The 12,003-nt window shown below is 60.9% G+C and carries 11 protein-coding genes; 4 read left to right on the top strand and 7 right to left on the bottom strand.

Translation table 11 applies throughout. The features are described 5' to 3' along the window. Positions 1-62: 62 nt before the first annotated feature. The 3 genes from NKJ20_RS15710 to NKJ20_RS15700 all read right to left on the bottom strand — a co-directional run bounded on the left by NKJ20_RS15710 (position 63) and on the right by NKJ20_RS15700 (position 3,521). A complete protein-coding gene (locus NKJ20_RS15710; RefSeq protein ID WP_352449227.1) occupies positions 63-1,592 on the bottom strand; it encodes an amino acid ABC transporter permease/ATP-binding protein in 1,530 nt (509 codons plus the stop codon). Positions 1,593-1,668: 76 nt separating this feature from the next. Next, entirely contained in the window at positions 1,669-2,505 is an 837-nt protein-coding gene (locus NKJ20_RS15705; protein ID WP_352745139.1) for an ABC transporter substrate-binding protein, read from the bottom strand. A 179-nt stretch (positions 2,506-2,684) separates the two neighbouring features. Beyond that, positions 2,685-3,521 (bottom strand): PfkB family carbohydrate kinase, encoded by an 837-nt coding sequence (locus tag NKJ20_RS15700; protein WP_352449158.1) that lies wholly within the window; start codon positions 3,519-3,521, stop codon positions 2,685-2,687. Positions 3,522-3,611: 90 nt separating this feature from the next. Here NKJ20_RS15700 and NKJ20_RS15695 point away from each other — a divergent pair, with 90 nt between their 5' ends. Continuing rightward, positions 3,612-4,613 (top strand): SIS domain-containing protein, encoded by a 1,002-nt coding sequence (locus tag NKJ20_RS15695; protein ID WP_352745137.1) that lies wholly within the window; start codon positions 3,612-3,614, stop codon positions 4,611-4,613. Between the two features lie 64 nt (positions 4,614-4,677). Then, positions 4,678-5,805 carry an NAD(P)/FAD-dependent oxidoreductase gene (locus NKJ20_RS15690; protein ID WP_352449160.1) on the top strand — a complete coding sequence of 376 codons (1,128 nt, stop codon included), beginning with the start codon at positions 4,678-4,680 and terminating at the stop codon, positions 5,803-5,805. A gap of 682 nt (positions 5,806-6,487) precedes the next feature. Here the strand turns inward: NKJ20_RS15690 and NKJ20_RS15685 are convergent. The 4 genes from NKJ20_RS15685 to NKJ20_RS15670 form a co-directional block, all read right to left on the bottom strand. Next, positions 6,488-6,925: a TA system VapC family ribonuclease toxin gene (locus NKJ20_RS15685; RefSeq protein WP_352745134.1), complete on the bottom strand. Its 438-nt coding sequence runs from the start codon at positions 6,923-6,925 to the stop codon at positions 6,488-6,490. Further along, positions 6,922-7,149, bottom strand: a complete 228-nt coding sequence (locus NKJ20_RS15680) for a hypothetical protein (protein ID WP_023679266.1) — start codon at positions 7,147-7,149, stop codon at positions 6,922-6,924. Before NKJ20_RS15680 ends, NKJ20_RS15685 begins: the two co-directional genes overlap by 4 nt. 343 nt (positions 7,150-7,492) lie before the next feature. Beyond that, positions 7,493-8,086: a DJ-1/PfpI family protein gene (locus NKJ20_RS15675; protein ID WP_352493019.1), complete on the bottom strand. Its 594-nt coding sequence runs from the start codon at positions 8,084-8,086 to the stop codon at positions 7,493-7,495. 151 nt (positions 8,087-8,237) lie between these two features. Further along, a complete protein-coding gene (locus NKJ20_RS15670) occupies positions 8,238-8,939 on the bottom strand; it encodes a GntR family transcriptional regulator (RefSeq protein ID WP_352569970.1) in 702 nt (233 codons plus the stop codon). Between the two features lie 323 nt (positions 8,940-9,262). Between NKJ20_RS15670 and NKJ20_RS15665 the strand changes: the two genes are divergently transcribed. Together NKJ20_RS15665 and NKJ20_RS15660 are read left to right on the top strand one after the other, a co-directional pair. Then, the gene (locus NKJ20_RS15665; protein ID WP_352745131.1) at positions 9,263-10,489 is read left to right on the top strand and encodes an iron-containing alcohol dehydrogenase; all 1,227 of its coding nucleotides are present in this window, start codon (positions 9,263-9,265) and stop codon (positions 10,487-10,489) included. An 18-nt stretch (positions 10,490-10,507) separates the two neighbouring features. Further along, positions 10,508-11,995 (top strand): NAD-dependent succinate-semialdehyde dehydrogenase, encoded by a 1,488-nt coding sequence (locus NKJ20_RS15660; RefSeq protein WP_352745128.1) that lies wholly within the window; start codon positions 10,508-10,510, stop codon positions 11,993-11,995. The last annotated feature ends 8 nt before the right edge of the window (positions 11,996-12,003 follow it).

The following is a 12,003-nucleotide window of genomic DNA, read 5'->3' as shown; positions in this document are numbered from 1 at the left end:
CAGTTAGGCACGCCCCGCAAGGCCGTACACCGTAGAACCCGCCGCTGCGCACACCATTTGAATCACAGCACCTCCGACAGAAAGCGTCGAAGACGAGGGCTCTGCGGATTGTCGAATAGGTCTTCTGGTCGGCCTGCCTCGACGATCCGGCCCTCGTCCATGAACACGACCTGGTTCGCGACCTTGCGAGCGAAATTCATCTCGTGTGTAACGACCACCATCGTCATCCCGCCCCGCCCGAGGTCGGCCATCAAGTTCAGGACACCTTTGACCAATTCTGGATCGAGGGCGCTGGTGACTTCGTCGAACAGCATAATTTCGGGTTCGAGGGCGAGCGCACGCGCGATGGCCACCCGCTGCTGTTGCCCGCCCGAGAGATTGGCCGGCCGATGGTCCTTACGCTCCAGCAGTCCGACTTCATTTAGCCTCGCCAAGGCCGCGTCATTAGCCTCCTCGCGCGACATGCGTTTAACTTTGCGCAGCGCCAAGGTGATGTTGGCGAGCGCGCTACGGTCGGGGAACAGATTGAACTGCTGGAAAACCATGCCCACGCGCCGCCGGAGTTGGTCAGGGGTCTGCTTGTAGATGCTTTCGCCATCGAGCAGAATGTCACCGGCTCGACACTCTACGAGACGGTTGAGGCAGCGCAGCAAGGTCGACTTGCCCGATCCGGACGGACCGATGAGGCAGGTGACGGTCCCGGGCTCCACTTTCAGACTGACGTCATGCAGCACCTGGACGGCGCCGTAGGCCATGTCGATATTCTTGACCTCGATGCCGCCACCCTTGAAGCGTGTGGGCGCTGCTGCAGGCAACGTCGCTGCTCCCGGCACGACGGCTTCGGCAAGCTCGGCGACCTCCTTGAGGCCACTCTGCACGGCGGTTATTCGTTTGCCGACGCGCATGCGCGCGTCGATGTAGTTGACGAGATGGGTCAGCGGCACCGTGATCACGAGATAGAACACGCCGGCCAGCAATAGCGGCGACAAGTTGCCGGTCAGCACAGCCTGGTCCTGGCCGACGCGGAACAGTTCGCGTTCGGAGGCGAGCAGACCAAGGAAATAGACCAGGCTGGAGTCTTTGACATTGCCGATGAACTGGTTGACCAGTGCAGGCAGGACGCGACGGATGCCTTGCGGGATCACCACCAGGCGCATGCCTTGGCCATACGTCATACCGAGAGTGCGCGTGGCGTCGATCTGACCCCGCTCGACGCTCTGAATGCCGGCGCGGAAAATCTCTCCGATGTAGGCTCCGGCGATCAGGCTGAGCGCCAGAATGCCCAGCGGATAAGGCGATGGACCGAACAGATCTCGGCCCAACCGCGCGAAGCCTTGGCCAATGATCAGGATTGTGACAATGGCAGGAAGCCCACGGAAGATATCGGTGTAGACTCGGGCGAGGAGTTTCAGCGGCCGGTTCTCTGAAATCCCCATGACCGCGAGGACGATACCGATCAGCGTCCCGAAAAACGTCGAGGCAAGGGCCAGGATCAAAGTGTTCTTGAGGCCGACCATCACCATGTTTGGCAGAACTTCTGCCATCGCCTGGAAATCAAGGAAGCTGCGGGCGAAGGTATCGAACCAGCTCATATCAAGTCCATCAATAACTCGGCCGGGCACCGTTGCTGACGGGCCCGGCCGGAAACGAAAATGAATACGCGCGAATTTACTTCTTGGGCAGATATTGATCCGGCATCGGAGTGCCCGGGAACCATTTCTCATGCAGCCGTTTCCAGGTGCCATCGTCCATGGCCTCGCGCAGCGCCTTGTTGAGCGCCTCGCGGAAGGCATCGTTGCCTTTCTTGACCACGAATCCGGCCGGCGCATCGAAGGACGGCACGTTCATTGTTATCTTCAGGTTCTTATAGCGCTCGACATACTGCTTGGCGGACTCATAGTCAGTGAAATGGCCATCAATCGTGCCATTATTCAGCGCCGCCACCGCAGTGTTGTTGTCGGGAAATTTGACAATGTCGCCCTTGAGGTTCTTCTCGGCATAGATTTCCTGCAGCGTTCCCTGGATCACGCCGATGCGCTTTCCGGCGGTGCTCTCATTGCTCGCCAGTGCTGGATCCGCCGAAATGATCGACAGGTAGCCGGCGAGATAGCCGTCGCCAAAATCCACGGTCTTCTTGCGCTGCGCCGTTGTGCCGATGGCGGCGACAGCGACGTCGAAGCGGCCGTTGGCAACGGACGGCAGCAGCGCCGAGAATTCCTGGCCGGTGAAAACGACCTGCTCCTCCTTGAACCCGAGCCGGCGCGCCACATCACGGAAGAGTTCGGCGTCGAAGCCGGTGAAGTTACCGTTGGCGTCGGTGAAGACATAGGGTTTCGCATCGCCCATGGTTCCGACGCTGATCACCGTCGGGTCGATGAGGTTGTAGGGGTTGTCCGCCGCGTTTGCCTGAGTTGACGAGGCCAACGTGCCAAGTCCTGTCAACAGCGCGATCGTCAGCGCCAAACCGGATTTCAAAAGTAGGCGCCTGCTCGAATTCGTGTGCATGTCTTCTCCTCTTACGATTGGCCGAACTCGGCCTTGCGATCCCACTGACGTCTCATCTATCAAAACGCTCTTAGACGGCGTTCGGTCAGGAAGGTGAGAACGTTATCATTTTCTCTAGCATTGTCCATTTCTCGCGTCAATTGTTTCGGAGAGTTTCGCAGCTAGATGGTTTTCCCGTCTTAAGCGTGGGGGATCTCCGGCGTCATCTTTCCTAAGTCGATTGCTGTCGCATGGCCGATTGCCCCGTAGTACCGGCAGGTAGCAGCCGCCGCGTCCGCGGCATGGCCGAGGATGTCTTGAGGCGCCTCTTTCTTAAGCAGGCCGAATAGCGTTCTTGCGATGAAGGTGTCGCCCGCGCCCAGGGTGTCGACGGGTTTGACCAACCGCGCCGGGGTGCGGTAAGAGACGGTGTCGCCGTGAAGCACCGCGCCGGCTCGACCACGAGTCACAAGAACCCACTTTGAACCACATGCAAGCAATTCGGCCGCGATTGCGGCCAATTCCTTGTCGTCGAGACCGTCACCCGAGACACAAGCCAGATAGCAATGGGGGCCAATCTCGCGTCGATGTCCCGGTTCCCGTCGCGTGGAAAAATCATAAGACAACAGTGACTTACTTGATACAGTGGCAACCCACGGGTCCAAACCGCTGGACTGGCCGATGTGGACGGCCTGAAAGCCCGAGAGAAAATCCAGATCTTCTTGCGTCGGCGTAAACACCGAAACTCCGAGATCGAAGTCCAGGAAAATCCGATCGGCGTTGCGGTGACCTATGAGGCAGTAAGCGGTCGGTCCCTCGAGGCGCCGTAATCGGGTGATGTCCACGCGCTCCGACGCCAGTGCAGTGCAGATAAGGTCCCCCGCCCGGTCTTTGCCGATCGCTCCGACATAGGCCGATCGCCCGCCGAAGCGGCTGACATAGACCGAGACATTGAGGCAATTTCCACCAGGATACATCTCGCCGCGAGCAAGATAACAATCGACCACGTTATCGCCTATCGCGGCAATCTTGACCATTGCAGGACTTTCAGTTTAAAGGGTGTGATAACGTTCGCACAATGGCTGCCCACCTGTCAATGTGGGCCGGCCAACGAGACGAGGAAGCTCATGATTTCCGCCCTGCCCGCCGACGTGGAACGCGCTCTGATCGCTACGGCGGGCACGCAGTGTTCGCACCTATTCCTCGTGGCATGCGGCGGTTCGCTCTCGATCATGATGGCAGGCAAATACTTCGTCGACCGTCACAGCGGCACATTCGCCTGCGACATCTACAACGCGGATGAGTTCGTCTGCCGAGCTCCGCGACGGTTGGGACCTGACGCGCTCGTTGTCCTTTGCTCGCAGACCGGCACCACCCGCGAAACTGTGCGAGCGGCCAATTATGCAAAGGATCGAGGCGCAACGACAATCGCCATGACACTCGACCAGATATCGCCCCTCGCGCTGGCGGTCGACCACGCAGTCGCCTACCAGGCCTCCTACACGACGGGCAAAGCAGTCGATTCAGCCTGCAGCAACTACGGCGTGCTCTACATGTTGCTCGCCGGCCTGATCGATGCTCGGGAGGATGCCGGGCTAACTGCCGATCTGCTGAGGAGCCTGAGCCATCTTCAGCCGGCGATCGAGCGTGCGCACCGGACCTATGCCGACCGGTTTCAGGCCTTCGCCCCCCGTTTCGCGCCGCGCAATGCGATCTACACTCTGGCCAGCGGTGCCAGCTATGGTGCGGCCTATTCGTACGCCATCTGCGTGTTGATGGAGATGCAGTGGTACGACTCGCAGGCCATACACGCCAACGAGTTCTTTCACGGCCCATTTGAGGTGGTCGACCGGGACGCTTGCTTCGTGGTCTTAGTGGGTTTGGACGAAACGCGGAGCCTTTCCGAACGGGCCCGCGATTTCCTTTTCAAGTACGGCAGCCGGGAAAACATCCTGGTGCTCGATGGAGCGGAACTCGACCTTCGCGGTATGTCCGAACACATCAAACCTTATCTCGTGCCCTTGGTCTTCTTCGACACGCTTTGGCGTTTTGCCTACGAGCTGGCCGCCCTGCGCGGCCGGCCAATGCTTGATGGCCGGCGCTACATGAAGAAGCTCACCGACTATTAGTTCCGCCGCGCTCTGCAGCCATCCAACAACTCCCAGCCCGGCTTCTGCGAAGAAGGATTTCCCTATGACTGCATCTGCAAAACCGCGCCAAGTCGTCGTTGTCGGCGCAGGCATCTTCGGCACCTCTTCCGCGCTGCACCTCGCTCGTCTTGGCTTTGATGTAACCATTGTCAATGACGGCGCGCCGGCCAACGGTGCATCCGGCCGTTCACTTTCCTGGCTGAACTCAGCGCGACGTGCCGACACTGCCTATCACCGCTTGAGGCTTGCAGGCATCGACCGTTATCGGACCCTGGCGGCCACAAGACCGGAAACCGCGTCGTGGCTTCGCTTTGACGGCGGCCTCACCTGGGATGCGGATGATGAGGCGAACCAGATCGCGTCCATCTGCCAGCTGGAGCAGGAAATTGGTTATGACGCGCTTCTGCTCGGCCCTGCCGAAGTTGGTGCAATGACGCCCGGCGTCAATGCCAATGCAATCACCCCGCAGGGCGCAATCTTCAATCCTGGCGAAGGATGGGTCGACCTGCCCTCCCTGATCGATCTACTACTCAATGAATTCCGCTCCCGCGGCGGCAAGCTTATCCAGGACGCTGGACGCGTGCGGATAGATGCCACAGGTGGTCGCGCGCGTGGCGTCATCACTGCCGATGGTGCGCCGATAAAGGCGGATGCAATGGTCCTTGCCGTTGGGCCAGCGACGCCTGTCATGCTTGCGGAGATCGGCGTCCGTGTCCCCGACGCCACGCCGATTTCACTTCTTTTGAAGACCAAGCCGACCAAGACCGAGCTCCGTGCCGTGCTGAATACGCCGCGCGTGGCAGTGCGGCCGACGCCGGATGGCGCATTTGTTTTGGATTCGGCATGGTCGGAGGAAGAAGTCGTGGTCAACCCGGACGGCACCTACACCGTGCACGACAAGACCATCAAAGGACTACTCGACGAGGCCAGTGCCGTGCTCGACGGCAATCCGCGGCTCCAACTCGCTACCTATGCTGTCGGCCCGAAGCCTATCCCCGGCGACGGCGAGCCGGTGCTTGGCTCAGTCGAGACCGTCGCCGGTCTTCACGTCGCCTTTAGCCACAGCGGCGCCACGCTTGGACTCATCGTCGGCGAATTGCTTGCCAAAGAAATCGCCTCCGGCAATCCGCACCCGATGCTTGCAACCTTCCGCGCCAACCGTTTCAGCTGACAGGGCATCGCGGCCGAGGTCGAACTGGCCAGATGGGCCGCGGGCCTGGGGAATCCTGGCAAGGTCGCTAAACAGCGAATTTCTGCCTCTTGCAGCTTCAACGTTGGACCGAGGGTGGTCAAGGCCAAGAAGCTGAGGTGCCCGGAGGAGCATCTCCAACCCGAATCCGAGCGTGAACTCGGCCGCGCCAGCCATCGAGATGAACACGTCCCGCGGCATACCGAAGGTCAGAAACGGCTTATCTTCGACCAGCGGGTAGAACCACTCCGGATAGGCTCGATGTCGCGAGGTCCTAGAGGTGGTAAGGTGGGACACGAACGTGCGGCGCGTCTGTCTGGCGCCAGTCTCGAAAGTATTGGCGACTACACCGCCAGCGCCCCTGAGCACCGATGTCTTGCAATGGATCACCCAGCAAACATTCGTCGCCAAGAAACAACAGCTTCGCTTCGTAAGCCGACGCATTGTACCAGTCGCAGGCAGCCGCGCAACGGTTCAAGCCCGACCTTGACTGGAAGCTGGAGAACGAACCATCCAAGAGGGGCGGCATGTTGAGACACTCGTGGCCTTGGACGAACGGTAGCGCATTGCGCCTGAGCGCACCGGCCTGATGGTGCTGCGCGGCTATGCCTATCTCAACCTGCGCGGTTCGGCGATGCAGAACAGACAAAAAGAGCCTGGCGGTCTACCTTGTGGGAATCAGGTGCAGTGCAGACCTCCCGCCCTTCACGGCCGCGACTGACAGCTTGCGGTCAAAGCTCGCAAGTTGGCCGCCACGCGCCTTGGCGAGCGCGAGAAGATACGTATCCGTGACCTGTGCCGAGGTCAGGATTTTCGCTGCATCGATGTCGCCCGAGCCAACCAGGCTCACATCGTCGGGCCAGAAGCTGTGCCCGTGCAGAGCCCGCAACTTGGTAACGATTTGCGCAACGATGGCGGGCGAGCCGGGAGAATTGGGATATCTTTGGTTGCCGACGATGCGCAGGACGCCGTTTTCGGTGATGGGACACGTAGCCCATGCGGCGTTGCCGGTCTGTTCGAACCAGCCATGCGCGTCGTCATGGGCGACGTGGCCAGGATCGATCAGTGCGATCAGCACATTGACATCGAGCAGGAACGTCAAGGCAGTTCGTCTCGCAGGGCATTGACCGTCTCAAGCGTGACAGGAGGTGCATCCGGCCGAGGCGACAGTAGAGGAATCCCGTTGCGCTCGCCGCCGGCTTGAGGCCGGCGCAGCGAGCGCCGGGCGAGATCGGTGATGACCTCGCCGAGGCTGCGATCCTGCTGCCGGGCGATGGCCTTGGCCGCGACCAGGACGTCGTCATCGATCGCCAGTGTGGTTCTCATGTCGCCCTCCTGGTGCGCATCAATCATCACGCATCATATAGAGCAGCAACGTCGGGTACTCAAGCGGTGCGACTTCCGACAGCGGTGCGACTTCGTAGCGTCGTAAGCAGATGAGTTGTCCGGATTAGGTAGCAGACGAGTTGTCCGATCACTCGTAAGCGAGTTTGGTTTCCCTCACCCTTTGACTACCGACAAAGTTGCGCAGGGCCGAGGGGACCGTTATGGCCGCGCTACCTAAGGGACGTGCCTTCCGGAAGCTTATCAGCTCGGGAGACTATCGGCAGAAGCTACGGAGGCTGCAGCAAGGACCGACGCACCCTTTTGGATGCGTCGGAGCAAAGGTCTACGCGTGGCGGATCTCCGTTCCGAGCACCTTCAGGCATTCGCGGATGAACGCTGCAAGCGCCGTCCAGCCTTTTGCCGAAACCATCGTGCCATCCACATATGCCTCCGTTGGAGACAGGTCGATATAGGTGCCGCCCGCAAGCGTCACTTCGGGCTCGCACGCCGCCAGCGCGCCGACCTTCTTGCCACGCACGACGCCGTCCACCGCAATCAGGATCTGCACGCCGTGGCAGATCGTGAAAATCGGCTTCTTGGTTTCGTGGAAGTGGCGCACCATCGCCTGCACGCGCTTGTCGGTGCGGATGTATTCGGGGCCACGACCGCCCGCGCAGTAAACGGCGTGGTATTGCTCCAGCTGCTTCTCAGCGTCGGAGAAGGTCTTGTTGATCAGCGCATAGTGGCCGAGCTTTTCAGTGTAGGTTTGATCGCCCTCGAAATCGTGCAGCGATGTTTTGATCAGGTCTCCGGCGCTTTTGTCTGGGCACACGACGTGGACGGTGTGGCCCACCGCTTCCATCGCCTGCTGGTAGACGAAGATTTCGTATTCCTCGGTGAATTCACCGGTCAGCATCAGGATCTTTTTGCCTGGCATGGTACTTCCTTTCCTGTGGCAACGGCCGGGCGAGACCTGTACTCGCCTGGTAGGTTTGAGTTTCTAGAAGGGTGAATCGGGGAAGTAGTCTTCGTTGGCACTGACCGGCGTGATGACCGTCAACGGCGGGTACGGGGACATCGGGACAGTCTCAGTCGAACGCCAGCAACAAACGGTCGCGGGAATGCTCGATATGGCGACGCATCGCCTGCTCGGCAGCGGCAGGATCGGCCGCAGCGAAAGCGGCCAGGATGGCCTCATGCTCGTCAAGCGCCTCTTCGGTGACGCGCGAGTGGAACATCAGGCGAAATATGTGGAAGTGGGTATGCTGGTGCGCCAGTGTCTCGCGCACGAGTTCGTTGTTGGCGAATTCCATGACCTTGTCATGGAAAATGGCATCCTGGCGGGCGAAGTTGGAATACCGCAGGCGCTCGTCCTTGCCCTCACGGCGCGCCATGACGCCGGCCGATGTCTGAAGCTGTGCGAGCTTTACCTCGTCCATGAGCACCGCTGCCTTGGCTGCACCATGAGGCTCCAGCAGCAGGCGAAGCTCGTAGAGTTCATCGAACCGCCGTTTCGTAATCTGCGGCGCAGCGCGGTAACCGATCAGATGCGTCTTCAGCACCAGGCCTTCGCCTTCGAGCCGGCCGAGCGCCTCGCGGATCGGCGTGTGGGATACGTTGAATTCCTTGACCAGGCTGTCGACGGTGATGCGCGAGCCCGGCGCAATCTTCAGGGACATGAGTTGCGCAAAGATCGCTTCGTAGACGTCCTCAACCAGGCTGCTGGAGCGCTGGATACGCCCGCCGGCGAGGTTCGCTTCGTCTAGACTGGGTAAGTTCATGGCCTGCATGTTTTGCCTCTTGACACATCAAGTTGCTAACACGATGCTCCGGCCAATGCAATCCTATATCCTATACGATTTTATAGAGGATATCATTTGCGGCAGACAGGAGACAAAGCAATCGAATTTGCAGTGGCCCTGCTGGAACAGCGTGCCGCCCTGGCAGCCCGTGCTTCCTCACCTGCTGAACGGACAGCCAGCGTTGCGGGCGATGGTTCGGCACGTCGATACGCAACCGCGCTGCGAGACGGGTTTTACATCGAACCCGGCCTTTGGGCCGAGTTGAACGCCATCTCGCATTCCAATCCAGTCATCATCACAGGATGCAGGTCATGAGCCTTTTCGCTGCCCTAAGGCTGCCGCGCGAAATCCTCTTCGGGAAGGGCCAACGCCACGTCGTTCCGGTTGTCGCGGCCAGGCTCGGGCGTCGCGCACTCGTCTGCACCGATGAACGTTTTGCCGCAACGGGCCCGTTCGCAGAGATTGTCACGGGGCTGCGAGCCGCCTCGATAGACGTACTGGTGCATGATCGTGTGCTGCCCGACGTTCCTCGGGACACCGTTGCCGTCTGCGTCGAGGAAGCACGGAAGTTCGCGCCCGACGTGGTGATCGGCATTGGCGGCGGCAGCTGTCTCGACATGGCCAAATGCGCCGCGCTGCTCATCAGTCACGGCGGTCGGCTCCAGGATTACTACGGCGAGTTCAAGGTGCCCGGCCCGACGCTGCCGCTGATCGCGGTGCCGACGACAGCCGGCACCGGCTCTGAAGTCACCCCGGTTGCCGTGATCTCGGATCCGGATCGCACGCTGAAGGTCGGCATCTCCAGCCCGTATCTGATCGCGGCCGCGGCCATCTGCGACCCTGAGCTGACGATGACATGCCCGCCGGGATTGACGGCGATCGCAGGCGCCGATGCGCTGACGCATGCAATCGAGGCCTTCACCGCCGCCAGGCGCGGAACCGATCCCGGCCTTCCGCAGAAACATGTCTTTGTCGGCAAAACCGCCTTGACCGATCACTTCGCGCTGCTGGCGATCAAGCTGCTTGGCCGAAGCCTTGAAACGGCATACCGCCGGCCCTCCGACGAGGACGCCCGGGCCGACGTCATGATGGGTGCACTTGCAGCCGGCTGCGCGTTCGGAACGGCCGGCACAGCGGCAGCGCACGCCGTACAATACCCGGTCGGCGCGATAACCCACACCGCTCACGGATTGGGTGTCGCCACCATCCTGCCATTCGTCATGAAGTACAACAAAACAGCCGCAGCGGCCGAGATGGCCGAGATCGCCAACGCGCTCTGCCTCGATGGAAAAGGCCGGACGCCCGAAGAGTTGGCCGACGCGACCATTGGCGAGGTCAGTCGGCTGTTTGGGGCAATCGGGATCACCCCCACGTTGGCCGAGCTGGGTCTGCCTGCCGACAAGCTCGATTGGACGGCGGAACAGGCGATCGGCATCGAGCGCCTCATCAAGAACAATCCGCGGCCATTCGATTTGAGGTCCATGCGACGTCTGGTCCAGGCCGCCTTTGATGGCGACCTCGCCAGCTGCGTCATGTAAACAATCGGGAATATCGAGATGAACACGTTTTCACAGGTTCTGTCGGATGATCAGGGCGTCAGCGACTTTCACACAATTTCGCACCGGCTGTATATTGGCGGCCAATGGCGGCAGTCCGCGGATGGCAGGGTAATTCCGGTCATTGATCCGTCGACGGAAGCCATCATCGCGGCCGTACCCGATGCGACCTTGGAGGACGCGGCCGCCGCCGTTGACGCCGCTGCCAAAGCAGCCCATGGCTGGCGGACAACGTCGCCGCGAAAGCGCTCCGAGATCCTCAGACGCTGCTTTGAGCTGATGACGGAACGATCGGAGGCACTGGCTACTCTCATCGCACTGGAAAACGGCAAGGCCCTGCGGGATGCCCGCGGCGAGATCGCTTATGCCGCGGAATTTTTCCGTTGGAATGCCGAGGAGGCCGTTCGCATTACCGGTGAATTCGGTACTGCGCCTTCCGGCACCAACCGCATTGTGGTCGACTACGAACCGATCGGCATATGCATCCTGATCACGCCCTGGAATTTTCCTGCCGCGATGGCGACGCGCAAGATCGCGCCGGCACTTGCCGCTGGATGCACCGTGATCCTGAAGCCGGCCAGTGAGACCCCGCTTACCGCCTACGCGCTGGCCGCGCTCTACCAGGACGCAGGCGTTCCACCGGGGGTGGTCAACGTCCTGACAACCTCCAGTCCCGGGCCTTTAACAGCCGCCATGCTGGCCGATCCGCGGGTGCGCAAACTCTCCTTCACCGGTTCGACGGGTGTGGGTCGCGCTCTGCTGGAAGAGGCTGCCAGGCACGTCGTCTCGTGTTCGATGGAACTGGGCGGCAACGCACCGTTCATTGTGTTCGACGACGCCGATCTCGAAGCGGCGATCGATGGCGCAATGGTGGCCAAGATGCGCAACGCCGGCGAGGCCTGCACGGCGGCAAACCGCCTCTACGTGCAATCTGGCATCTACGAAGCCTTCTGCGAGGGCCTCGAGAAGCGGATGTCGTCGCTCAAGGTCGGCGCGGGCACCGACCCGGACACGGAATGCGGGCCTATGATCACGAAGAAGGCAGTCGAGAAGATAGACCGACTTGTCGTCGACGCCGTCACACGCGGCGCGCGGGTCTTGTGCGGCGGCTCAGTCCTGTCCGGACGTGGTTTCTTCTACCCTCCGACAGTGCTTCGCGACGTGCCGGGCGACGCAAAGATGGCGCATGAGGAGATATTCGGGCCGGTGGCGCCAATCTCCAGCTTCGAAACGGAGGCCGAGGTCATCGCGCGCGCCAATGACACCGAATATGGGCTTGCTGCCTACATCTACACGCGCGATCTGGCACGCGGCATGCGGGTGGCCTCCCGGATCGAGGCCGGGATGATTGCTCTCAACCGTGGGCTGATGTCCGATCCGGCAGCCCCCTTCGGCGGCGTCAAGCAGAGCGGGCTCGGCCGCGAGGGAGGGCAGCATCACGGCATTGCGGAATTCATGGAGGCGAAATACCTCGCCATCAGCATGTGAGCAGAAGA

Source organism: Mesorhizobium sp. M0185, assembly GCF_040322175.1.
In the GTDB taxonomy this organism is placed as follows: Bacteria; Pseudomonadota; Alphaproteobacteria; order Rhizobiales; family Rhizobiaceae; genus Mesorhizobium.
This window is presented reverse-complemented; position numbering and strand designations above follow the sequence as displayed.